This is a genomic window from Methylosinus sp. (assembly GCF_036560965.1).
Classification (GTDB): domain Bacteria; phylum Pseudomonadota; class Alphaproteobacteria; order Rhizobiales; family Beijerinckiaceae; genus Methylosinus.
Map to the genome: position 1 here is coordinate 84072 of NZ_DATBQF010000008.1, position 23781 is coordinate 107852.

22 protein-coding genes and 1 other RNA gene are annotated in these 23781 nt (G+C 65.8%); 16 read left to right on the forward strand and 7 right to left on the reverse strand.

The genetic code is table 11. The features are described from left to right. Positions 1 to 34 precede the first annotated feature (34 nt). Complete coding sequence (locus VIF40_RS01840; protein ID WP_331935816.1) at positions 35 to 379, forward strand: hypothetical protein; 345 nt, start codon at positions 35 to 37, stop codon at positions 377 to 379. Positions 380 to 389: 10 nt separating this feature from the next. Here the strand turns inward: VIF40_RS01840 and VIF40_RS01845 are convergent, their stop codons facing one another. From VIF40_RS01845 to VIF40_RS01855, 3 genes are all read right to left on the reverse strand, one after another. Continuing rightward, entirely contained in the window at positions 390 to 860 is a 471-nt protein-coding gene (locus tag VIF40_RS01845) for a hypothetical protein (RefSeq protein ID WP_331935817.1), read from the reverse strand. A 67-nt stretch (positions 861 to 927) separates the two neighbouring features. Next, positions 928 to 1917 (reverse strand): cysteine synthase A, encoded by a 990-nt coding sequence (cysK, locus tag VIF40_RS01850; RefSeq protein WP_331935818.1) that lies wholly within the window; start codon positions 1915 to 1917, stop codon positions 928 to 930. A gap of 47 nt (positions 1918 to 1964) precedes the next feature. Then, on the reverse strand, positions 1965 to 2477 hold the full coding sequence (locus tag VIF40_RS01855; RefSeq protein ID WP_331935819.1) for an Lrp/AsnC family transcriptional regulator: 513 nt from the start codon (positions 2475 to 2477) through the stop codon (positions 1965 to 1967). A gap of 352 nt (positions 2478 to 2829) precedes the next feature. On the opposite strand from VIF40_RS01855, the gene VIF40_RS01860 reads away from it, so the two are divergent. The 12 genes from VIF40_RS01860 to VIF40_RS01915 all read left to right on the forward strand — a co-directional run bounded on the left by VIF40_RS01860 (position 2830) and on the right by VIF40_RS01915 (position 17209). Next, positions 2830 to 3291 carry an Rrf2 family transcriptional regulator gene (locus VIF40_RS01860; protein WP_331935820.1) on the forward strand — a complete coding sequence of 154 codons (462 nt, stop codon included), beginning with the start codon at positions 2830 to 2832 and terminating at the stop codon, positions 3289 to 3291. 250 nt (positions 3292 to 3541) lie between these two features. Further along, a complete protein-coding gene (locus VIF40_RS01865; protein WP_331935821.1) occupies positions 3542 to 4264 on the forward strand; it encodes a protein-L-isoaspartate O-methyltransferase in 723 nt (240 codons plus the stop codon). Positions 4265 to 4391: 127 nt separating this feature from the next. Further along, entirely contained in the window at positions 4392 to 5816 is a 1425-nt protein-coding gene (locus tag VIF40_RS01870) for a TolC family outer membrane protein (protein ID WP_331935822.1), read from the forward strand. Positions 5817 to 6007: 191 nt separating this feature from the next. Then, a complete protein-coding gene (locus tag VIF40_RS01875) occupies positions 6008 to 6790 on the forward strand; it encodes a DUF2497 domain-containing protein (RefSeq protein WP_331935823.1) in 783 nt (260 codons plus the stop codon). Between the two features lie 82 nt (positions 6791 to 6872). Further along, positions 6873 to 7205 (forward strand): FtsB family cell division protein, encoded by a 333-nt coding sequence (locus tag VIF40_RS01880; RefSeq protein WP_331935824.1) that lies wholly within the window; start codon positions 6873 to 6875, stop codon positions 7203 to 7205. 151 nt (positions 7206 to 7356) lie between these two features. Then, positions 7357 to 8394 (forward strand): pyruvate dehydrogenase (acetyl-transferring) E1 component subunit alpha, encoded by a 1038-nt coding sequence (pdhA, locus tag VIF40_RS01885; RefSeq protein ID WP_331935825.1) that lies wholly within the window; start codon positions 7357 to 7359, stop codon positions 8392 to 8394. A gap of 226 nt (positions 8395 to 8620) precedes the next feature. Next, a complete protein-coding gene (locus VIF40_RS01890; protein ID WP_331935826.1) occupies positions 8621 to 10048 on the forward strand; it encodes a pyruvate dehydrogenase complex E1 component subunit beta in 1428 nt (475 codons plus the stop codon). A gap of 4 nt (positions 10049 to 10052) precedes the next feature. Beyond that, complete coding sequence (locus VIF40_RS01895; RefSeq protein WP_331935827.1) at positions 10053 to 11015, forward strand: 2-oxo acid dehydrogenase subunit E2; 963 nt, start codon at positions 10053 to 10055, stop codon at positions 11013 to 11015. Positions 11016 to 11285: 270 nt separating this feature from the next. Next, the gene (locus tag VIF40_RS01900) at positions 11286 to 11666 is read left to right on the forward strand and encodes a hypothetical protein (RefSeq protein ID WP_331935828.1); all 381 of its coding nucleotides are present in this window, start codon (positions 11286 to 11288) and stop codon (positions 11664 to 11666) included. A gap of 117 nt (positions 11667 to 11783) precedes the next feature. Continuing rightward, positions 11784 to 12497, forward strand: a complete 714-nt coding sequence (locus tag VIF40_RS01905) for a hypothetical protein (protein ID WP_331935829.1) — start codon at positions 11784 to 11786, stop codon at positions 12495 to 12497. Positions 12498 to 12617: 120 nt separating this feature from the next. Next, complete coding sequence (locus VIF40_RS01910) at positions 12618 to 14864, forward strand: primosomal protein N' (protein WP_331935830.1); 2247 nt, start codon at positions 12618 to 12620, stop codon at positions 14862 to 14864. A 587-nt stretch (positions 14865 to 15451) separates the two neighbouring features. Next, positions 15452 to 17209 (forward strand): hypothetical protein, encoded by a 1758-nt coding sequence (locus VIF40_RS01915; RefSeq protein ID WP_331935831.1) that lies wholly within the window; start codon positions 15452 to 15454, stop codon positions 17207 to 17209. A 169-nt stretch (positions 17210 to 17378) separates the two neighbouring features. Here the strand turns inward: VIF40_RS01915 and VIF40_RS01920 are convergent, their stop codons facing one another. Next, positions 17379 to 18050 carry a hypothetical protein gene (locus VIF40_RS01920; protein ID WP_422656639.1) on the reverse strand — a complete coding sequence of 224 codons (672 nt, stop codon included), beginning with the start codon at positions 18048 to 18050 and terminating at the stop codon, positions 17379 to 17381. 453 nt (positions 18051 to 18503) lie between these two features. Between VIF40_RS01920 and VIF40_RS01925 the strand changes: the two genes are divergently transcribed. Continuing rightward, entirely contained in the window at positions 18504 to 18956 is a 453-nt protein-coding gene (locus VIF40_RS01925) for a hypothetical protein (RefSeq protein ID WP_331935832.1), read from the forward strand. A gap of 90 nt (positions 18957 to 19046) precedes the next feature. On the opposite strand, the gene VIF40_RS01930 is transcribed toward VIF40_RS01925, so the two are convergent. Together VIF40_RS01930 and VIF40_RS01935 are read right to left on the reverse strand one after the other, a co-directional pair. After that, entirely contained in the window at positions 19047 to 19445 is a 399-nt protein-coding gene (locus tag VIF40_RS01930) for a carboxymuconolactone decarboxylase family protein (protein ID WP_331935833.1), read from the reverse strand. Positions 19446 to 19575: 130 nt separating this feature from the next. Beyond that, entirely contained in the window at positions 19576 to 20475 is a 900-nt protein-coding gene (locus tag VIF40_RS01935) for a LysR family transcriptional regulator (protein ID WP_331935834.1), read from the reverse strand. 101 nt (positions 20476 to 20576) lie between these two features. Here VIF40_RS01935 and VIF40_RS01940 point away from each other — a divergent pair, with 101 nt between their 5' ends. Then, the gene (locus VIF40_RS01940; RefSeq protein WP_331935835.1) at positions 20577 to 21503 is read left to right on the forward strand and encodes an alpha/beta hydrolase; all 927 of its coding nucleotides are present in this window, start codon (positions 20577 to 20579) and stop codon (positions 21501 to 21503) included. Positions 21504 to 21509: 6 nt separating this feature from the next. Here VIF40_RS01940 and VIF40_RS01945 read toward each other — a convergent pair whose 3' ends face one another. After that, positions 21510 to 22727 carry a beta-ketoacyl-[acyl-carrier-protein] synthase family protein gene (locus VIF40_RS01945; RefSeq protein WP_331935836.1) on the reverse strand — a complete coding sequence of 406 codons (1218 nt, stop codon included), beginning with the start codon at positions 22725 to 22727 and terminating at the stop codon, positions 21510 to 21512. A 275-nt stretch (positions 22728 to 23002) separates the two neighbouring features. Between VIF40_RS01945 and rnpB the strand changes: the two genes are divergently transcribed. Further along, an RNA gene (gene rnpB / locus VIF40_RS01950) (RNase P RNA component class A) lies at positions 23003 to 23395 on the forward strand. Positions 23396 to 23781: the final 386 nt, after the last annotated feature.

Sequence of the window (23781 nt, forward strand, 5' to 3'; positions counted from 1 at the left end):
TGCGCTTCTTTCGTCGATCGCAGAGAGGCGCCGCATGGTCTTTGTCGTTCGTCTGATCACACTGTTTTCCGAAAGCCTCTTGCAGCAGTTCGTCAATGGCGTCGGCATAGTCGCTTTGATGGTCGCGCTCACTGTCGGCTTTTTTCGCCTGTCCTGGTGGAAGAGCGTGCTGATTCTCACCTTCATCTTCGGCTTCGGCGTCGAATATCTCTTCGAAGGGTGGATCAAATTCTCCGACAAGGCGCAGAGCGCCAGCGAGCGCTGGCCCTGGATGCTGCTGATCTATTTCTTTATCGTCTTCGTCGGCTATTGGAGCGGCCGCTTCGGCCGTCGCCATTTGGAGCGCCGCGGCAAGGCCGCTCCGCCGCATGTGAGGTGAAGGGCGCAGTTTACGGCTTTCGCACGCGAATTCGTAGCTCCGCCTTTCCTTCGATCAGCCTTTGCGGGTCGAAAGAGCCGGTGGCGACGGCCACGTATGCGTGGCGCTGCTCGACGATATTGCTCAAGCCCGCGAACGGGCTGAACAGGTCGGAGGCGACGACGATGTCGTCGATCGAAACATCGGTCCGGTGGAGCTTGTGGTCGATCGAAAACTTCTCGATCCGCGACAGCTCGTCGCGCGAAAAATAGAAGTCGACCATCGTCCGCGACGTGTCGATCGTCGGAGGAATTCCCGTTGTGTCGGGGTGCAACTGCTGGATATTTAAGAATTCGACTTTTTCATAACGCAGGAGGGTCGTGTCCTCGACCACGCCGGGCGCCGCGCCTTTCGGCTCGTCGAGCGCGGCGTGAAGAACGACCGGGATCGCGCATAAGGCGGCGAAGCATGTGATTGCGCGACGGCGAGCGGCGTTCGGCATGTTCGAAGCTCCTCGACCTCGAAGCGGCGCGCGACCCGGAGCGATGTCCGAATCGCGCGCGCCGGGATCAGACGCCTTCGAACAGCGCGGTCGAGAGATAGCGCTCGGCGAAATCGGGAATGATCAGCACGATATTCTTGCCGGCGGCCTCGGGACGCGCGGCGATCTCCAGCGCGGCAGCGACGGCGGCGCCCGACGAGATGCCGACCGGAATGCCCTCGAATTTGGCGAGCTGGCGCGCGGTGTCGAAGGCCGTCTGATTGCCGATGGTGATGATCTCGTCGATGATCGTGCGGTCGAGGATCGGCGGCACGAAGCCCGGGCCGATGCCTTGAATCTTGTGCGGTCCCGGCGGACGGCCGGAGAGCACCGCGGAATCCTCGGGCTCGACGGCGACGACCTTGAGGCCGGGGCGGCGCGGCTTCAGCGCCTGGCCGACGCCGGTGATGGTGCCGCCTGTGCCGACGCCGGAGACGAAATAATCGACCTCGCCATTGGTGTCGTTCCAGATCTCCTCGGCCGTGGTCAGCCGATGAATCTCCGGATTGGCCGGATTTTCGAACTGCTGCGGAATGACCGCGTCGGGATTTTCGGCCGCGAGCTCGACGGCCTTGGCCACGGCGCCCTTCATGCCCTGCGCGGCCGGCGTCAGCACCAGCTCGGCGCCGAGCACGGCGAGAATGCGCCGCCGCTCGATCGACATGGATTCGGGCATCACCAGCACGAGGCGATAGCCGCGCGCGGCGGCGACGAAGGCGAGCGCAATGCCCGTGTTGCCGGAGGTCGGCTCGATGAGCAGATTGCGGCCCGGCGCGATGCGGCCGCTCTTCTCGAGCGAATCGATGAGATTGACGCCGATGCGATCCTTGACGCTGGCCAGCGGATTGAAGAATTCGAGCTTGCCCAGCAGATTGCCTTTGACGCCCTTCTCCTTGGCGAGACGGTCGAAACGCACGATGGGCGTGTCGGCGATGGTCTGGGTGATCGAATCATAGATGCGGCCGCGTCCCGGCTTTTCCGATCGGACGAAAATCGGCGCTGCTACTGCCTCTGACATGGGTTGCTCCTCGAATAGTGTTTGTCGCTTACGCGCTTGCTCTGACTTTAGCCTGCCACGGCTTCTTCGGCCACCCGGCGCGCACGGGGAAAGGCGATCTGCGGCGCGGTTTCCAGCGGCAGCGCCGTGGTCGCCTTGATCCGCTCCATGGCGAAGCGCGACACGACATTGCGCAAAGGCGCGACCGCGATCAGCCGCTTGTAGAAATCGTCGAAGGCGACCATGTCGGACACGACCACCCGCAGCATGTAATCGACGTCGCCCGCCATGCGATAGAACTCCACCACCTCCGGCATGGCGGCGACGGCGCGGGTGAAACGGTCGAGCCAGGCGTCGGAGTGCTCGCCGGCGACAATGGAGACATAGACGCTCAAGCCCAGGCCGAGCTTCTCGGGGGAGAGCAGGGCGACCCGCCCCTGCAGCACGCCGCTCGCCTCGAGCCGCTGAATGCGTTTCCAGCAGGGCGTCTGCGACAGCCCGACCTGCGCCGCTATGTCGGCGATCGAGAGGGAGGCGTCCTCCTGGAGAATCGAAAGAATATGCCGATCGATGGCGTCCATTGGCTCGTCCGTGGCGTTCGAGAATGATTTTTCTATAGTCCACAAAAATACTATAACATGTCAAGGTAAGAAGCGCCGCCCGAGCCGGATCGCCGCGACCGTGAGCGCACAGTGTCGAATCCGTTGAAACACGACCGCTGCGTGGGGCGCGGATGGCGTTGCGCCCTCGCCTCTGTTTTTTCGATGGGTTTTATAGGCTGGAGAAGAAACTCACCTTTCGACTCGGCGCGGACGGACGACGTCGGCCGAGTGGACAATCGGCGCGAAATGGCGCCATTTTGCTGTAGAACCCGGTCGCTGGAGAAGAATTCACCACAGCGCCGGCGAGGCGGATTCGAGGAGACGCCGCTCCATGTTGACGAAAAAAGCGAAATACGGATTGAAGGCGATGGTCTATCTGGCGCGCTTCGAGCCGGGGCGGACAGCGCTCGTCACCGATATCGCCACGACGAATCAGATTCCTAAGAAATTTCTCGACGCGATCCTCGGCGAGCTGCGCAACGCCGGCTTCGTCCACTCCAAGAAGGGCAAGGGCGGCGGCTATACGCTCGCCCGCTCGCCGCAGGATATTCGCGTCGGCGCCGTCATAAGAACGCTCGACGGGCCGCTGGCGCCGATTCAATGCGCGAGCCGCACCGTCTATCGCCGCTGCGACGATTGCGAGGACGAGGCCCGCTGCACCGTGCGGCTGCTGATGCTCGAGGCGCGCGACGCCATCGCCAATGTGCTCGACAATCGCACGCTCGCCCAGATGCGCGCGCTCGGCGAGGACGATCCCACGGGGGCGCTGATTTCCGAGCTCGAGCGGAGTTGAGGGCCGGAGGGAATTGAGGAATTGAAGGGAGGACGCGCGCCCGCCATGGACATGGGCGCGGCGCGAACCTATAAAGCGCACGGCCGAGCTCCTGCAGCCCGGCGAAACGAAAGCGTTCGGCGAGAGGAGCCGGCCCGTCCGAACGCCTTCTTTGGAATTTTGGCGTCTTTCAAGAGGCGGGGCGCCCGCGGCGGACCGGCGGCCGTCGTCGAGACCCCCCACGAGAGGCCGGCGCGACGCCGGAAGGTCGATGGCCGAAGCTGCCCAGCTCAAAGCAGAGACGAGTTCGCAACCCGGTTCGGCGACCGCCGTGCTGCGCCAGACGATGGTCGAGCGGCAGTTGCGCACTTTCGATGTGACGGACCTGCCGCTGCTGCGGCGCTTCCTCACCGTGCCGCGCGAGATTTTCCTGCCGCAGGACATCGCCCCGCTCGCCTATTCCGATCTCGCCTTGACGCTCGATGACGAGCGCGGCCGCCCGGCGCGTTCGCTGCTGCCGCCGCTGGTTCTCGCCCGCCTGCTGCAGGAGGCCGGCATACGTGAGACTGATCGCGTGCTCGACATCGCCGGCGGCACTTTCTACTCCTCGGCGCTGCTCTCGCCGCTGGCGCAGGAGATCGTCGCGCTCGAGGACGATGCGCGTCTCGCGGCGACGGCCCGCTCTTATCTCCAATTCATCGGGGCGAAGAATGTCCGCATCGAGACGGGGCCGCTGGCGGCCGGCGTTCCCGGCGCGGCGCCGTTCGACGTCATCATCATCCAGGGCGCTGTCGAGGCTGGCCTCGACCGTCTCTTCGAGCAGCTCACCCCCGATGGCCGGCTGCTCGCCATCGCCAAGTCGGAGCCGGACGCCGGCTGGGCGGTCACCCGTTTCGATCGCTCCGGCGGAGCGCCGGCCGGCGCGCGGGCGCTGTTCGACGCCTCCGCTCCTGTCGTGAAGGGCTTTGAAAAAGCGCCGGGCTTCGTGTTCTGAAGCCTTCGACCCAAAGTCTTGGATTCGCCCGGTTTCGAGCGTCGTGTTCCGTGAGTAGGCCGAACGGCTCGCCCCGCGTTCCTGTCGAGCGTCGGGCGCGCTGTGTTCCAGAGCGGGTCTTTGTGGAATGCGTATCGTCGAATTGCGTCCGTCGTCCTGGCTCGGGCTATGGCTTTTGGCCATGGGTCTCGCCTATCCGCCGGCGGCCGGGGCGGAGACTCTGAAAGAGGCGCTGGCGCGCGCCTATCACGGCAATCCCGACATTAATCAGCAGCGCGCCAATGTGCGCGCCAAGGACGAGGATGCGCCCAAGGCCGCCGCCGGAATGCGTCCCAAGGCGAGCATTTCGGCGAGCGCCGGCCCGCAGAACTCCAACATCAAGATCCCGGCCGGCCGCAGTCAGCTGACCGGGCAGCGCACCTATATGTACGACGAATATGTCGGCCATCCGCGCGGCGCGACGCTGAGCCTCTCGCAAACGCTCTATGACGGCGGCCGCACCGGCAATTCGGTGCGGCAGGCCGAGGCGGGCGTCCACGCCGCGCGCGAGGGGATGCGGCTCACCGAGCAGGCGACGCTGCAGAATGGCGCGACCGCCTATATGAATGTGCTGCGCGACACGGCGGTGCTCGATCTGCGCAGGAACAATGTCGCCGTGCTCGAGCAGCAGCTCGAGCGCACGCGCGACCGTTTCGCCGTCGGCGAGGTGACGCGCACCGATGTCGCCCAGGCCGAATCGACTCTCGCCCAGGCGCACACCGAGCTCTATGGCGCTCAGGGCCAGCTGAGGACCAGCGTCGCCAATTATCGGCAGATCATCGGCGCCGAGGCGAAGAATCTGAAGCCGGCGCAATCGGTCGAGACGCTGCTGCCGAGGTCGCTCGATCAAGCGATCGCCGTCGCCATTGTCGAGCATCCCGGCGTCGTCGCCGCTCAGCATCAGGTCGATGTCGCCGCGCTCGCGGTGAAAGTGGCGGAAGGCGCGCTTCTGCCGACCGTGTCGGTCGCCGCGCAGCTCTCGCAGCAATATGATTCGTTTCTCGGCTCGCCCGCGACGCGGCAGTTTTCGGCCGGCGCGAGCGGACGCCTCGATGTGCCGCTCTATCAAGGCGGCGCCGAATACGCCTCCATCCGACAGGCCAAGGAGCAATTGGGCCAGGCGCGTTTCAACGCCGATCTGCAGCGCGACAGCGTGCGCGCCAGCGTGGTGTCGAGCTACGCCCAGCTCGACACGGCGCGCGCCTCGCTCGTCTCCGGCCAAGCCGCTGTCAAAGCGGCGGAAATCGCGCTGCGCGGCGTACGCGAGGAGGCGCAGGTCGGCCAGCGCACGACGCTCGATGTGCTGAATGCGCAATATGCGCTGCTCAACGCCCGCGTCGCGCTGATCATCGCGCAGCGCGACCGCGTCGTCGCTTCTTATGCGGCGCTCGGCTCGATCGGCCGCCTCTCGGCCGAGAGCTTGAGCCTCGACGTCGTCGCTTATGATCCGTCGGCGCATTTCGAGCAGGTGAGAGGCCTGTGGCTCGGCGTCGACACGCCCGCCCAGCGGTGAGCGGCGCGCCGCAAGGCGGGGTTGTGTAAAAAAATCGTGTGCAAACTCCCGTACGCGCAATCCCCATGGTTTTACCGAAAGGCGGAATCATCGGATGATGCGAATCGACGCTCGACCCGAGCGGAAGAGAAGAGCGAGCGGCGACGATATCGCGAGAAGGCGTCGCCGCGAGACGGGAAGCAGCACATCTCATGAGCGCAGTGAACGCTTCGATCAATGCGCCGGCGCTCGACGCCGAGCGCCGGTCGCACGAGCCGTCGATGGAGGAAATCCTCGCATCGATCCGCCGCATTATCGCCGACGATGACGCCTTGCCGGCCGCAAGGCGCGAGAAGGAGAAGCGCCCGGCCGAGCCGCCGCAGCGCGAGGAGGCGCCGCCTGCGCCCGTTGCGTCTGCGCCCGTTGCACGAGCGCCGATCGTCGCCCGGCCGGTCGCGCCTGCGCCGGTCGCGGCGGCTCCCGCTCCCATCCCTGCGGTCGAGCCGGCGAAACCCGCCGATTTCTGGCTGCGGCCGAGCGCGGCTCCCGAGCCGGCGGCGCGCGCGCCCGATTCGGCGGATCAGACCCGCTGGTCCGAGGACACCGCCGAGGAGGTCGTGGACGAAAAGCTCGACGAGCCGGTCGCCGCGTCGGAGGAGATCTACGTCCAGGACGTCGAGGACGAGGTCGTCGACGATGAGGAGTCGGCGATGGCGAGCCTCGCCGAGTCGAGCTCGATCGAGCCGCGCCCGATCGAGCCGGCCAATGACAGCGAGCCCACGCCGCTCGTCTCGACGGATGCGGCCATGTCGATCGGCGCGCATTTCCAGGCTCTGGCGGCCAGCATCGTTATCAGCGAGGCCGATCTCATCGAGCGCTACGCGCAGGACATGTTGCGGCCCATGCTCAAGCAATGGCTCGACGACAATCTCCCGCCGCTGGTCGAGCGGCTGGTGCGCGCAGAGATCGAGCGGGTGGCGCGCGGGCGGCGCTGACCGCTCCGTTCGGCCCCGCGCCGAAACGGCCAGACCGAGGCCGTTAACGGCGCTTATACTCTGTTCGGCGCAATGTGGCGGCATGTTCGCTCGTCACGTTTTGCGCTCCTTCGTGATCCCCCTGCTGCTCTACGGAGCGGCGGGGCTCGTGGCGGCTTATTTTGTCTGGCATGGCGTCAATGGCCAGCGCGGGCTCAAGGCCGGCGTCGAATATGAGCAGCGCATCGCCGAATTGCGCGCCGAGCTCGGCGGCCTGAAGGCCGAGCGCACGCAATGGGAACGCAAGCTGGCGCTGGTGCGTGGCGACGTCGTCGACGCCGATATTCTCGACGAGGAGGCGCGCATGGTGCTCGGCCGCGCCCATCGCAACGACATCGTCATCCTCACGCCGCCTCCGCCGCCAGCGCGCCGCTGAGGACGGCGTCGCGAGACCGCTCGTTTTCGTCGCGCTCTCGAGCTATTCTGCCGAAGGCGGAGCGCTCGTCGCGATGCGGGCAGGGGACGAGGGCTCGCTCATCGCCTCATACGCTCCCAGATAGAGTCAGAGACGACGAGGATGGGCGGCCATGCCGGCAGCGGACAAAAACGCGAAATTCGCCGATGTCGCCGGCGCGGCCGAAGGCGCGCAGGCCGAGGGCGGGATTCTGGCCTTCTCGCGTGAGCAGGAGCTCGCCGCTTATCGGGCGATGCTGCTGATCAGGCGTTTCGAGGAGAAGGCCGGCCAAATGTATGGCATGGGCCTCATCGGCGGCTTCTGCCATCTCTACATCGGCCAGGAGGCGGTCGTCGTCGGCGCGCGAATGTCGGCGAAATCCACAGATCAATTCATCACGGGCTATCGCGACCACGGCCATATGCTGGCCTGCGGCATGGAGCCCAGGCATGTGATGGCGGAGCTCACCGGGCGTCGGGGCGGCTATTCCAAAGGGAAGGGCGGCTCCATGCATATGTTCTCGCGCGAGAAAAACTTTTATGGCGGCCATGGCATCGTCGGCGCGCCCGTTCCGCTCGGCGTCGGCCTCGCTTTCGCCGATCTCTATCGCGGCGACGGCTCCGTCTCGCTGACCTTCTTCGGCGACGGCGCCGCCAATCAGGGCCAGGTCTACGAGAGCTTCAACATGGCGGAGCTCTGGAAGCTGCCCATCGTCTTCATCGTCGAGAACAATCGCTACGCCATGGGCACATCGGTCGCGCGCTCCTCGGCGCAGGCGAATTTTTCGATGCGCGGCACGGCTTTCAACATTCCCGGCCGGCAGATCGACGGCATGGACGTGCGCGCCGTCGCCGCCGCCGTTCACGAGGCGCTCGACTGGTGCCGCTCGGGCAAGGGACCGTTTCTGATCGAGGCGCAGACCTATCGCTATCGCGGGCATTCGATGTCCGATCCGGCCAAATATCGCTCCAAGGAAGAAGTGCAGCGCGTGCGCGAGGAGCATGATCCGATCGAGCAGGTGCGCGCCCGACTGCTGGCCGGCGGGACGACAGAGGACGAGCTGAAGCAGGTCGACGCCGCCGTTCGCCGCATCGTCTCCGAGGCCGCCGATTTCGCGACCAATGATCCAGAGCCCGATCCGAGCGAATTGTGGACGGATGTGGTTCTATGAGGGAAGGGCGGGCTCATCGCGCTCTTCCCCTTCTCCCGCGCGCGGGAGAAGGTGGCCAGGCGCAGCCGGGTCGGATGAGGGTCCGCGGTTTTTCGGCTTGTTCGAGACATACGTTTAGAGACGGTTGCAGCGGCAATAGCCCTCATCCGACCTCGCTTCGCGAGGCAACCTTCTCCCACGAGTGGGAGAAGGAAGAGCGCGCCCTTATCACCCGGCGGATAAATCCATGACCGTGAATGTCCTCATGCCCGCGCTATCGCCGACGATGGAGCAGGGCAAGCTCGCCAAATGGCTGAAGAACGAAGGCGACAAGGTCAAGGCCGGCGACATCATCGCCGAGATCGAGACCGATAAGGCGACGATGGAGGTGGAGGCGGTGGACGAGGGCGTGCTCGCGCGCATCCTCGTGCCGGGCGGCGCCGAGAATGTCGCCGTCAACACGCCGATCGCCATCATCGCGGAAGAGGGCGAGGAGGTCGGCCCCGTCGAGGCCGCCGCGCCGACTTCGGCTCCCGCCACAGCGCCGGATATTCCGGCTTCCGCTCCGCCAGAGGCGGCCGCGGCGGCGAGCGCGCCCGTTGCGCCGGAAAAGCCCACGGCGGTTCCCGCGGCTCCGGCGCCCAAAGCTCAGTCGGTGGCGGTCGCAGCGCCGGAAATTCCCGCCGACACGACGCTCATCCCGATGACCATGCGCGAGGCGTTGCGCGACGCCATGGCCGAGGAAATGCGCCGCGACCCGAATGTCTTCGTCATCGGCGAGGAGGTCGCCGAATATCAGGGCGCCTATAAGGTCACGCAGGGCCTGCTGCAGGAGTTCGGCCCGCGCCGCGTCGTCGACACGCCGATCACCGAATATGGCTTCGCCGGCCTCGCCGTCGGCGCCGCCTTCGCGGGGCTGCGGCCGATCTGCGAGTTCATGACCTTCAATTTCGCCATGCAGGCGATCGACCACATCGTCAATTCCGCGGCCAAGACGCTCTATATGTCCGGCGGCCAGATCAATTGCCCCATCGTCTTTCGCGGCCCGAATGGCGCCGCCGCCCGCGTCGCCGCGCAGCACAGCCAGGATTATGCGGCCTGGTTCTCGCAGGTTCCGGGGCTGAAAGTGGTCGCGCCCTCCAACGCCTCGGACGCCAAAGGGCTGCTCAAGAGCGCCATTCGCGATCCGAACCCCGTCGTGTTCCTCGAGAATGAGATTCTCTACGGCAAGCAATGGGACACGCCCATCCTCGAGGATTTCCTCATCCCGATCGGCAAGGCGCGCATCGCACGGGCCGGGACGCATGTGACGCTCGTCTCCTTCTCGATCGGCGTCTCGCATTGTCTCGCGGCGGCCGATGCGCTCGCCAAGGAAGGGATCGAGGCCGAGGTCGTCGATCTGCGCACGCTGCGGCCGATGGATGTTCCCGCGATCATCGAATCGGTGCGGAAGACCGGCCGCTGCGTGGCGGTGGAGGAAGGCTGGCCGCAATGCGGCATAGGCGCGGAGATCGCCGCGCGCGTGCAGGAGGAGGCCTTCGATTATCTCGACGCGCCTGTGCTGCGCGTCACCGGCAAGGACGTGCCCATGCCCTACGCCGCCAATCTCGAGAAGCTGGCTCTGCCTTCCGTCGCCGATGTGATCGCGGCGGCGAAGGCCGTTCTCTATAGGTGATGTCATGGCGCTCTCTGGAGAAGAACGGCTCGCGCCCGGCGGAGCCGACGGCCGCATCTTCGCTTCGCCGCTCGCGCGACGGCTCGCCAAGGAAGGCGGGCTCGATCTCGTCGCGATGAAGGGCTCCGGCCCGCATGGCCGAATCGTCGAGCGCGATGTGAAGGCGGCGCTGGCCGCCGGCCCTCGTCCCGTGGCGTCCGGGCCGCTGCTCGAAGCGCCGGCCGGCATGTCGGACGCGGTCGTGCGTCAACTGTTCGCGCCCGGCTCCTTCAGCGAAATCCCGCATGATTCGATGCGCAAGGCGATCGCGCGGCGCATGACCGAGGCGGTGCGCAGCATTCCGCATTTCACTCTGCAGACGGATTGCGAGATCGACGCGCTGCTGCGGCTGCGCGAGGATTACAACAGCGCGGCGCCGCTCGGCGCCGATGGAAAGCCCGAGTGGAAGGTCTCGGTCAACGACATCATCGTCAAGGCGATGGCGCTGGCGTTGCAGACGGTTCCGGACGCCAATGTCACCTTCACACAGACGGCGATGCTGAAGCACAAATCGTCGGATGTCGGGGTCGCCGTCTCCATTCCGGGCGGGCTGGTGACGCCCATCGTGCGCAACGCCGAGACCAAGAGCTTTCGCGCGATCGCCACAGAGCTGAAGGACCTCGCGCGGCGCGCCCGCGAGCGCAAGTTGAAGCCCAATGAATACGAGGGCGGCTCGACCGCCGTCTCCAATCTCGGAATGTTCGGCGTCAAGACTTTCGCCGCGGTGATCAATCCGCCGCATGCGACGATCCTCGCCGTCGGCGCCGGCGAGGAGCGCGTCGTCGCGAAGAATGGCGCGCCCGCCGTCGCGACGATCATGAGCGTGACGCTCTCCGTCGATCATCGCGCCGTCGATGGCGCGCTCGGCGCGACCCTGCTCGCGGAATTCAAACGGCTGATCGAGCACCCCGCCGTCATGCTGGCGTGAGAGGGCCGCTGGCGCATCGGCCGGCGGGATTGTCCGATTGTTCGACATAAATCACTATTACGTAACGTAAGCCTCACGCGAATCTTTCACGGAAGTTACGCGAGGGTCACATTACCTTGGCGTTACGTCGAAATTCATTCGAATTGCCAAAAAATCCCGGCAGATACGCGCGTCTGTCAGGATGGTGACAGGGTCTTTCCCTATGATTGCGAACGCTCGATCGGCGGCGATGGTCGGATCACGGCGATATTATTCAGAGGAGATTTCGAGATGGACAATGTCTCGCGCGGCGCCCAGGGCGGCTGGCGCGATCTGTCGCAATATCTTCCGGTCCGGGCGAGGATGCGTCCGCCTCTGCGCCGCAAGGCGCAATCGCTCGTTCATCGTGGCGATCTCGCGCCCGACTGCGTCGTGACCTCGATTTTCGAAATGGGCGAAGCGGTGATGTGCGTCACGCAATTCACCTTCGGCGGCGAGGCGCGCCAGACGCTGATCGCGCCGCTGACGCAGCTCGCTTTCGATCGTGGCGGACCGCTTTCGAAAGAGATCGATCTTCTGCGCGCGCGCAATGGGATGCGAGACCCTGCGGCGGCTCGGCGTCAAGCGCCGACGCCGCGCGCCTCCGGTCGCCGACCATCGGAGATTTCTTAACGAGCCGTTCATCGACTTGTGCGTCGACACACAGATCGTCGCCGCCCCGTCGCGCAATATCATGGCGTTCGAAACGAGCCATAGAACGCCGAGCGATATTGAGAACGGAGCATTGCGATGACCGAATTTGCCCAGAACGTTTTCGATTTCATCAAGAGCGTGGCCCTGGTGACGGCGCTCGGCGCGCCGAGCGCCGCCGCCGGGGTCTTCGCCTATGAGCGGCCCGACACGATCCTCCAGCTTCTCTCCAAGGTGCAGTCGGTCGAGATCGGCGATTTCAAGCTCGCGCTGGGACAGAAGGCTTTCGAGATCAACGCCGACCTCGGCGGGTCGAAGAGCGGCGACGCCAGGGTCGAGATTATCGAGCGCGCGAGAAACCTGGGGCCGCGGGAAGTCGAGCGATTGCTCCATCTCCTGCCGCTCGACACGGCGAATATGGACAAGCTCGGCGCCGAGGCGATCAAATGCGACTATGACAAAGCCGACGCCAGAACGCGTCTCTATGCCGTCATCGACAAATCGCTCGAAGAAAAGAAGCTGATCGCGATCGAGCTGCGCAATGAATTCAACGAGCAGAAATTGCACCCCGTCTACGGACGTCCGAGCGGCTGCTATCGAGCCGTCCTCACCGCGGCCGGCGCCGATGTGAAGTCGATGATCGTCTCCGAATTGACGCGCTATTTCTCCAGCGAGCTCGATGTGGGCGCGCCGCCGGCCGCCGGGAAGCCGGCGAGCCATAATCCCGCGAGCGACAAATCGGTCAGCGAGAAGCCGAAGACAAAGCTCGCCAGGACGCGCCGCGAGCCGGAGGAGCGGATCGCCGCCCGCTGAGCCGTCCCGGGCCCGTCGGACAGCGGAAACATCCGCCGTCCCGCGAAATCTTCGATCTCGCGCGATTTCCGGGCGCTCGACCGTTTTCGGTCGGGCGCGAAGCGCGCTAAGACAGCGCCTATGAGCGGCAATGCGGACACGAGGGAAGGCGCGCAGATCGTCGAGATCCTGCTGCCGGTGGCCGTCGACATCGCCTATTCCTATTTCGCGCCTCCAGCGCTGCGTCTTTCGCCCGGCGATTGCGTCGAGGTCCCGCTCTCGACGCGCAAATCCTTCGGCGTCGTCTGGTCGGTCGCGCCGGCGGGCGCCGCCGGGCCCGGCAATCTCAAGAGCGTGATCGCGAAATATGACCGGCCGCCGCTCGACGAGACGCTGCGCGGCTTCGTTGATTGGGTGGCGCGCTGGACGCTGGCGCCGCGCGGCATGGCGCTGCGCCTCGCCACCCGCGCCGTGGAGGAGGCCGCGCCCGAGACGCCCCGCGTCGGCTATCGGCTCCAGGGCCCGCCGCCCGAGCGCATGACGCCGGCGCGGGCGCGCGTCATCGCGGCGGCGGAGGGCGGGCTGACATTTTCCAAGGGCGAGCTCGCCCGCATCGCCGGCTGCTCCAATGGCGTCGTGGATGCGCTCGTCGACGCGGGCGCGCTCGAGGCCGTCGCTCTGCCGCCCGAGCCCGTCGCCGCAGCGCTCGATCCCGATCACGCGCCGGCCTCGCTCCATGCCGAGCAGCGCGTGGCGGCCGAGGCGCTGACCAGCGCGGTGGAGCAGGGCGGCTATCGTCCGTTTCTGCTCGAGGGCGTGACCGGCTCCGGCAAGACGGAGGTCTATTTCGAGGCCATCGCCGAGGCGTTGCGCGCCGGCGGCCAGGCGCTGGTGCTGATGCCGGAGATCGCGCTCACCGCGCAATTCCTCGAGCGCTTCGCCGCGCGCTTCGGCGCCAAGCCGGCCGAATGGCATTCCGGCGTCTCCGAGCGCAAGCGCGCGAGATTATGGCGCGGCGTCGCCCTGGGCGAGGTGAAAGTGGTGGCGGGCGCGCGCTCGGCGCTGTTCCTGCCGTTCGAAAATCTGCGGCTCATCGTCGTCGACGAGGAGCATGAGGCCGCCTACAAGCAGGAGGACGGCGTCGCATATCACGCTCGCGACATGGCGGTGGTGCGCGCGAGGCTCGAGGGCGCGACCGTCGTTCTCGCCTCGGCCACGCCCTCCATCGAGACGCGGGTCAATGCGCAGACCGGCCGCTATGCGCATTTGCGGCTCACCGCCCGCGCCAATGCGCGCCCGATGCCGCAGATCGATGCGATCGACATGCGCAACGAAGGGCCGGAGCGCGGACGCTGGATTGCGCCGCGACTGGCCAGAGAGGCGCAGGAGACGATCGCGCGCGGCGAGCAGGCGCTGTTCTTCCTCAATCGGCGCGGCTATGCGCCGCTGACGCTGTGCCGCAGCTGCGGCCATCGCTTTCGCTGCGAGAATTGCGACGCCTGGCTCGTCGAGCATCGCTTTCGCCGCGCGCTGGTCTGCCATCATTGCGGCCATGTCGAGCGCCGCCCGCACATCTGCCCGGAATGCGGGGAGGAGGACTCGCTCACCGCCTGCGGGCCGGGCGTCGAGCGGCTGGCCGAAGAGGCCGCGATCCTGTTTCCGGACGCCCGCGTGCTGGTGCTCTCCTCGGATTTTCCGGGCGGGCAGGAGCGGCTGCGGCGCGAGCTCGCCGAAATCGCGGCCGGCGGTTTCGATATCATCATCGGCACGCAATTGGTGGCCAAGGGCCATAATTTCCCTTTCCTCACGCTGGTCGGCGTGGTGGACGCCGATTCCGGCCTCGGCAGCGGCGACCCCCGCGCCGCCGAGCGCACCTTTCAGCTGCTCGCGCAAGTGACCGGCCGCGCCGGCCGCGGCGACAAGCCGGGTCGCGCGCTGATCCAGAGCTGGCAGGCCGATCATCCGGTCATTCGCGCCATCCTCTCCGGCGAGGCCGAGGCGTTCTACGCGCAAGAAACGCGGCTGCGCGAGCGCGCCGGCCTGCCGCCCTTCGGCCGTCTGGCGGCGCTGATCGTCTCCGCCAAGGACGCCGGCGCCGCCGAGACTCATGCGCGCGCTCTGGCGCGGGCGGCGCATTCGGTTCCCTCGACCGATCGCTATCGCGTCGCGCCGGCCGGCGGCCTGCCGGAGGAGGGCGAGATCACCGTGCTCGGCCCGGCCGAGGCGCCCATCTCGCTCATTCGCGGGCGCTATCGTTTCCGCCTGCTGGTGAAGGCGCCCAAAAGCGCCGATCTGCAGGCCTATCTGCGCGCCATGCTGGCGGCGGCGCCCAAGGAGCGCGGCGGCGTGCGCGTGGCGGTGGATGTCGATCCGCAGAGCTTCTGGTGATGATAGGAAGATAGTCAAGTCGCGCGAAAGCGTCCCGCCGGCTTGCGCGGCGGGCGGGGGGGAAGGGCGTTTCGGGACGCTCCGGCCCCTTTTGGCCGCAGCGCTATTTTTTGCATTGGTTCCGGAGCGTCCCGAAAGGCGGTTGACGTTCTCGTCGACATCCCGAGGCTTGGTCGGACCCGCGAATCCTGGGATTTCTCGATCAAGACGCGATCGAGCCCGACGGCCTGGGATCACGGAGCGGTTCTTGTTTCTCCCTATGGACGGGAGAAGAACGCCGCCCGGCGACGCGCTGCCTGTCCGAGGACGGGGGTCGCCATCCCGGATGGAGCCGCCTCCCGCCCGCGCCCCCTGACCCGAGGAACGCGCCCTTTGTGGGCGGGAGTGGGAGGGGTATAGGAATATTTTCAGGATGTGTCAAGGTGGGGAGAATTTCGGCTTGTGAGCCTGAAGCGGTCATTTGCGGAATCGGGCAATGGGACGAGTGGCGCTCCGCATCGCACTGGAAACGGTCGGTCCACGCTCAGGGCGCCGCCCCTCCTGACGATAATCGAAGTCGAGGCCGGCGTATCCGATTTAACAGATCCTTGTCATGGCGCGGCTATTCATCGCCGGGAGGTCGAAGAGCCGATTTCGAGGCGCGCATGATATTGCTAATTTACTTTGTCATTATTGCCATTCTAGGCGCTCTTGCGGCCCTCATGACAGTTCGCGACGTGGCGGTCATAGTAGCGTTTCTAACGCTCGGGCTCGGCTTTCCGATCATCTTGGCTGCGACCGCGTTCGTCTACGGCGTTTGCGCCTTGCCTGCCGTCGCCGGTCGGCGCTTCGGCTCGGGCTGGGAAGGCGTCGCGCTCTCCGCCGGGATCATGGCGACCGTCGCCATTGTCCCCGGATACGACGCTCAGAGGCGAGCGGAAGAGGCCTCGATACCCTTCAAGCGATTTGATTTTGCGCCCCCGGAGCTAATCGGCGTCACGTCCCTGGAGATTCGTCGCCGCGCCGCCGATTACGATCGGACGTTCATGGATACGGACGCCTGCGGTTACGAATGCCGCGCTCTGCTCACCTATGGTCGGGTCGAGTGGGTGCGGGTCGTCATGATCGATGGAGCCGCGGCCGGCTCGTTCTACAGGCTCGAACGCGGAAAAAGCTGCGCCGCGCCTGACGGCGCGACGTCGGAAACCGCGACTTGCGTCCTGCCGGCGCGAGACTCCGGAGAGGCGCCCGAGCTGACGATCCAATTCGACACCTTGTCGCTCCTTCCACATGATGAGCCGAGCCCGCTGCGACTGGTGGTTCCACGGACCACCAAAACCGTGACTGCGCATTGGCGGGAAGGCGGCGAAGCAACTGAAATCCTCCATCAAACGGAAGTCGGAGTCGATGTGGCCGTGGTCCCGGCGATCTGGGGGCCGATCATCGACGGAATGCACAGCGAAGGCCTCGACATCATGAGGCGTCGCATCGTCATCGATCGGATTTCGTTCAACGGGACCTTGGCGCGGCTCGGTCTTTCACTCGAGCGGCCTCCCGGCGCGGCGTCGGTCGAAACCAAGCCAACGAGCGGGCAGAGCATCAATGACTTGATGACCAGAGAGGCTCTCGCCGTGCTGAACCTGCCGCAGACCGAGACCTTCGATCCCCAACAGGCAAAGCCGATACACGATTGGCTCGAGCACGCGACCAATATGAAGGAGTGGACTCCACCCTCGATCGACGTCTTGCGCCGGATCGCGCATGACCGGCGCATCCGATCGCCCATGTCTTTCGATAGAATATTCGAGCACAACCCCGTCGTCACGGCGGCGCTGATGCCGGACATGCTTCAGATGATCGCGACTGATGGGATAGGGCCGGATCACACTGCCGCCCGCCGGGCTGCTTACACATTCCCTCGATTGGCCCCCGCGCTTCTCGAGCCCTACGCCGATCAGATCGTCGCGCTGCTCGATCGGGGACGGGCCGTGCAAGAAATATTGCTCCCTGCGGTCGGGCGTCTCGGCGTCGACCCCACGCCTTATCTTCTTCCCTTCGGCGCCGATCTCGATCCGCGGGCGATCGATCGGTTGGCGAGGATCAAAGGCGCATGCTACGCGGACAAGCGCTGGGCGTCGAAACTGGTCGGCCTGCTGAAGGAGGCGCTGAGTTCGAATCCACATAACGAGCGCAGGCGCCGTAAAGCATTCCTGTCGGCTATCGCCAATCTCGGCGATCGTGACTTCGTCGCGCAGGAACTTTCCCGTGAGAGCGACGAAGCTCGGCTGCTTTCTGAAATCAACCGATATCTCACGGACAAGCGTTATCCGCCGAACTCGGTCTGCTCCACGATCGGAGGGGATTGAGAGTGTATTTCGCTCTGTGTCGAGCGCTGCGATCAAGGTCTTCGAGATCGGCCGGCGTCGAATGGCCGGTCCTGGCGCCACTGGGCCGTTTCCGAGGGCGAACGGGGAACTGTGACCCGTTGCGGACGCTCCCGTTTCGAGCAATTATGCCGGTCTCATGCATGACATTTCAGACGAGCGTCGCGGCGCCATATCCCCGCACGTACAGTCGGCTGTGGCTGCGATCGAGGGGATCGACCAGTGCGACGGGTTTGTCTGTCGCCGAGCGAACATAATCTTCCAGCTCAGACCCAGTGCGGGAATCGATGCTATACTTTCTCCCTGGATGATTGGGCCCGTCGTCTCGCAGGCGGTAATCGAAAACAATCCAGTACGCGCCAATGAATGACCGCCGTCGAACGTTCGTAACGATTGCAGGAACCGCTTCGCCGTACCTCAGTAGCCGCGCCTCCTGCGAGTATTGACGTCGCCACAGCCAAACACCCACGCCGTAAACGGCAAGAACGCCGATGGCTATCGGAAGGGAGAATTCGAAAGAACGATAGGGGACGAAAATTTCTTCCATTCCCGGATAACGAATGGCCGAGCGCTCGGGCTTTTGCGGGTCGTAGATGATTTCGACGAGCGATCCAGTGGACAGTCGATCAAAATAATTCTGACCGACATTGTCCCAGCCTTGGACGGCTTCGCCCGATGCGATACGAAACTCATAAGACAGCGAAACGAACGCCGAACGTCGCTTGGTGTGATCTGACACGCCTGTCACATGCCCCTCGGCCGCAAGGCCGCGTGTTTGCAGAATATTCGCTTGCCACTTCGTATACGCAGTGGTCCCGGGCATTCCGATCGCTACCGCGAAACAGAGCAACGTCTGTATACGAAGCATAGCGACATAACACGGGCTCTTTTTCACCGCCCGTGGGATTGGCTGCTCGAACTCGACCGGCGGTCTCCAATCGGCTCCCAAGGAGAATTTCCTGCAATAGCTGACGATGGCGATTTGATCCTAGCAGGAAAATCGGTCGGCCCTCCACCCCTATCGCCCGCGCGATATCCGTGCCGAGCGAACGTCCATTCATGGCGCGACCTTCCCGCTCGGGAAAGCGCATGATGGATCCTCGACGTCATTCGCACGGGCGCTTTGTCTCTGGCTGAAAACCATAACGTTCGCATCGGTCTTCCGCACGCGATATGCTATGGAAAATGGCGGCGCGCGCGCATCCATATGCTCGGCACTCTTACGCTTCGGCTCTGGATGATTTGTGCGCTCGGCGATCTGCGCGATACTGGCCCCATGACCGATTGGATCGAACATTTTCGAGCAGCGACGCTTGGGATGACCGTCGCGCACGTCTGGCGCGGATACGGCTCGGCGCTGCTCCTCGAACTGGGCGATCTGACGCCGAGTTGCCGCCGTGACGGAAGTCCGGCCGCACCTCGAGGCGAAATCGGATTAATGATCGAATGGAGTTGGCGAATCGAGGACGAGCAGTCCGTTTTATGTGGCAGCTTTAGCGCCGAGGAGCTCTGGGCCCCGACGTTTGGTCGCCTGGTGGGTCGTGAGGTCGTCGGACTTTCGACGTTTGGCCGCCTGCCAGAGATTTTGCTATCGCTCTCTGGCGGTCTTCATGTCGAGTCCTTCATGACGGCCGAGGGCGATCCAGCGTGGACGATGTTCGACCGGCGTGCGCCGAAGTGTATCGCGCTCTACTGTCGAAGTGGTCTATTCTGTATTGAGCGAGATTGACCTTCGCGAACCAGCCTCACCGTGTCGGCATGCCAGCGCGAATTGAAGACGAATTGCGCAAAGCCGCCATCTGCACGAGATAATAAGGCTTCACCGCACCTCATATTCCGCGTCCACCTCCACGCCGAGCGCGGTGACGAGGCGGTTCGTCTCCGCGGCCATGCCGACGATCGCCAATAGCTCGTGGAGCTCGGCTTCCGTCATGCCCTTGGCGCGCGCGCTCGCCGTGTGCGAGTGAATGCAATAGGAGCAGCCATGCGCGATGGAGACCGCGATATAGAGCATCTCCTTCACCTTGGGGTCCAGGACGCCCGGGCCCATCACCGCCTTCAGGCTTTCCCATGTGCGCTTCAGCGTGACCGGATCATGCGCCAGAGCGCGCCAGAAATTATTGATGAAATCGCTTTTGCGCGTCGCGCGTATATCGTCGAACACGGCGCGGGCCTCTGAAGAGAGCGCATCGTCGGAGAGCAGGGTGACAGTGGCCATGTGGGGTCTCGCTTTCTCGTCTCGGATGTCGGCCGCGATCATAGCGCCCGCGGCGTCGTCGCGCATTTGGATTGTCGCGCATGTGGATCGGCTCGCGGCAGACCGGCTCGCTGCGATCCGACTTGCGGCGCTAGAAAATCCCCTCGATGCGGCGCAGCGCCGGCGCGGCGAAATCCACGAAGGCGCGCACCACGGGACGCAGGAATTTCGTCGACGCGTGGACAAGGAAAAACTCGCTCGGCTCGATCTCGTGGTCGGGAAGCACGCGGATCAGCGCGCCGCTGCGTAGCTCTTCGGCGACGAGCAGCAGTTGCGCGGTGGCGACGCCGCGTCCGGCCCGCAGCGCATCGACGAGAACCTGAGCGCTGTTGGTCGTGAGCTTCGGCCGCACGGCGATGTCTCGCGCGATCTCGCCTTTACGCAGGCGCAGCGCGCCATTGCGCAGCGACGCGTCGGTCACGAGCAGATCATGCGCGCAAAGATCGGCGACATCGCGCAAGGGCGCGGCGCGCGCCAGATAGGCGGGCGAGGCGACGAGAATGCGGCGGCTGAAGCCGATGCGTTTTTGTATGAGAGATTGCTCGCTCGGCCGGCCCATGCGCAGCGCGACGTCGATATTCTCGAAGACGAGATCGACCGCGCGATTGTCGAGCGCGAGAGACACGGCGACGGCAGGATGCGCATCCTGAAACGCCATCGCTATGCGGGACAAATGGCGCTCGCCGACGCAGCTCGGGCCGTGCAGGCGCAATTCGCCGCGGATGGCGGCGTTCTCGCCGCGCAGCGCTTCGAGCGCGGCGTCTATGGCCGCGAGCGGGCCGCCAGCGGCCTCATAGAGCGCGAGGCCCTGGGCCGTCGGGCGTAGCGCGCGCGGGCCACGCTCCAAGAGGCGCGCGCCGGCATGGGCCTCGAGATTGCGCATGAGCTTGCTGACGGCCGGCTGCGACACGCCGAGATCGGCGGCGGCCGCGGTCATCGAGCCGCGCTCGACGATGCGGAGGAAAGCGCGAAGGGCGGCGGCCGTGTCCATGCATAACCATTGGTTATGGTGATCTTGCAACCTCTGTCGATAGACGCATGACGGTCGATCGGCAATTCTCTTCGGCGACGATTTCAATCGGGAGAGAGGCGATGACGATCGACAGGCGCGCATTTCTGGCCGTCGCCGGAACGGTCGCGGCGCAGGGTTTCGCGCGCGCCGAAGGGTTGGAGGCGGGGCCGCCGCCGCAGGAGGCGCGGAGCCGCTTTCTCGAGGTCGGCGGCCTGCGGCTGCATCATGTCGTCATGGGGGCGGGGCCGCCGGTCGTGCTGCTCCATGGCTGGCCGCAGACATGGTTCGCCTGGCGGGCGACGATGGAGCGCCTCGCGCGCCGCTTCACCGTCATCGCGCCCGATCTGCGTGGCGTCGGATTGTCGGAGCGTCCGCCCTCTGGCTATGACAAGCGCGCCATCGCCGAGGATATCGCCGCGCTCATCGATCGCGCCGCGGGCGGACGCGCGCAGGTGATCGGTCATGACATGGGCGGCAAGGCGGGCTTCGTGCTCGCGCTGCTGCATCCGGAGATGGTGGAGCGGCTGGTTCTCGTCGACTGCCTGCTTCCGGGAACCGAGAATATGGACGCGCGGCGCGGCGGCGCCTGGCACTATGGATTTCACATGGCGCGCGAGATTCCCGAGCTGCTGACGCGTGGGCGGGAGCGCGATTATATCGCCGCGCAGATTCGGGCGTGGTCGTTTCGCAAAGACGCGGTGAGCGAGGCGGCTATATCGGAATTCGCGCGCCATTATGCGACGCCCGGCGGCATGACGGCCGGCTTCGACTATTATCGCGCGCTCCCGGAGGATGCGCTGCTCGTGCAGCGACTGGCGGACCGTAGGCTCGACATGCCGGTGTTGGCGATCGCCGGTCGCCATGGCGTCGGGACGCGGCTCGCCGAGGCGCTGCGCCCGCGGGGGAGGGCGCTCTCTTCGGTCATCGTCGAGGAGTGCGGGCATTTTGTCGCCGACGAAGCGCCCGGGGCTTTTTGGCGGGAGGTGGAGCGGTTTCTCGCCGGCTGAACGCCGTCAGGCCCGCCGCACCACCAGCACCGAATTGATGCCGCCGAAGGCGAAGGAATTCGACATGGCGGCGCGGACGGCCACGCGGCGCGCCTCGTTCGGGACCGGGTCGATCGGGCATTTGGGGTCCGCCGCCTTGAAATGGATCGTCGGCGGGACGAGCTGCGCGCGCAGCGCGAAAATCGTGATGGCGAGCTCCATCGCGCCGCTCGCGCCCAGCGCATGGCCGTGGATCGGCTTGGTCGAGGACACCGGGAGACGCGCGCCGCGCTCGCCGAAGACGCGCAATATCGCTTCCGATTCGGCGATGTCATTGGCGTGGGTGCCGGTGCCATGGGCGTTGAGATAGTCGATATCGTCCGGCCCGAGCCCGGCGTCCGCCAGCGCCTGCCGCATGGCGGAGGAGGGCCCTTCGACATTGGGTCGCAGCGGATCGAAGCCGTCGCTGGTCGTGCCGTAGCCGGCGAGCTCGCACAAAGGCTCGTGGCCCCGCGCGCGGGCGAGCGCTTCCGTCTCCAGCACGAAGATCGCCGCGCCCTCGCCGAGCACAATGCCGTTGCGTCCGATCGAGAAGGGCCGGCAGCAATCGGGCGTCAGCACGCGCAACGCCTCCCAGGAGCGCAGCGAGCCATTGATGACGGCCGCCTCCGCCCCGCCGACGATGGCGCGATCGACCGCGCCGGAGCGGATCATCTGCAGGCCGACGCCGATCGCCTGGCTCGCCGAGGAGCAGGCGCTGGCGATGGCGAAGGTCGGTCCGTTGCAGGAATAGCGCATGCCGAGCATCGTCGGCGCCGCGCTGGGGATGAGCCGCGGCACGGTCAGCGGATCGGCGCGCTCGCGGGTCTGATATTCCTTATGGGCCTCGTCGTCGATCGTCTTGACGCCGCCTATGCCGGAGCCGATGACGACGGCCGTGCGCGGCCCGCCGATGTCCTTGTGGCCGAAGCGCGCCTGCGCCATCGCCTCGTCGGCGGCGACGATGGCGTATTGGGTGAAGGGGTCGCAAAAGGGCAGGATCTCGGGCTCGAGATAGGCGAGCGGATCGAAATCGGGCGGTTGCGCGGCGATCTTGATGCGGCCGCCATAGGGGCGCTCGAGCTTCAGCGGGCGGACCTGGCACTGGCCGTCGCGGGCCGCCTCCCACAAGCGTAGCGCCCCGACTCCGGCGGCCGAGACGGCCCCCATGCCCGAGACGACCACGCGTCTGCCGTCTTGTTTCACCACTGTCGCCAACGTCGATATTCGCTCCGCTGCGGCCCCCTTCGGCCGATTGTCCGACTGGCCGGATGATAGACCTTTTTGCCGTGAGGGTGGTGTCGCATGCAAGCGGGCGACCCCTGTTTTCCCCGAAAAGCCGCGTGGCGCCGCGCCGCAGAGGCGCGCAGAAGGCGGATTTATAAGGGTTTTTACTGACATCGGCGGCGCTGCGGCGCATCGGCGCGCGCATTTTGGCGGCGTCTTGACCTTCCCCTCCGGGCTCCCTATTCCCTGTCCAGCCAGTCGGCCGGATGGCTGCTGTCCTTCGGGGCAGAGGAAAGTCCGGGCTCCACGGAGACACGGCGCCGGATAACGTCCGGCGGGGGCGACCCCAGGGAAAGCGCCACAGAAAGCAAACCGCCGCGACCCTCGGGCTCGCGGTAAGGGTGAAAGGGTGCGGTAAGAGCGCACCGCTCGGGCGGCGACGTCAGAGGCATGGCAAGCCCCGCCGGGAGCAAGACCGAATAGGGGCGACTGGAAATAGCGATATTTCCCGGCCCGTCTCCGGGTCGTCGCCCGGGTTGGTCGCTAGAGGCGGCGCGCAAGCGTCGTCCCAGAGGAATGGCCATCGCGCGTGGGCGGGGAAACCAAGCCGCGCCATACAGAACCCGGCTTACAGGCCGACTGGCGGTTCTGTCGGGCGAGAGGGCGATCGGCGAGAGGGCCATCGGCGAGGCCCGCGCCGAGCGCCGAAAGGCTCGCGCCGAGCGCCGAAAGGCCCGCGCTTCCTTCCCACAGGGCTAACGGCTTTCGCCGGACTCCGCCCGCGTCAACGCTCTCTTAACCCTGACGACGCCTAATAATCGCAAGCGCCGCGCCGCCCGCGCCGCTCCGTCGCCCGTGGTCTTTCATGATATGCGTTGTTGTTCAGAGCGATGACAGGTTTTTCGGGGATCAGGAGCGTCGGCGTCGCGCGCCCTTCGCCGCGCCTGCGCGCTCGCGCGGGCTCGGCGGGCGGCCGCGTCGACGCCAAATATCCGCCGTGGCGGGCGCGTCGGGCGGATACGGCCCGGCGCGG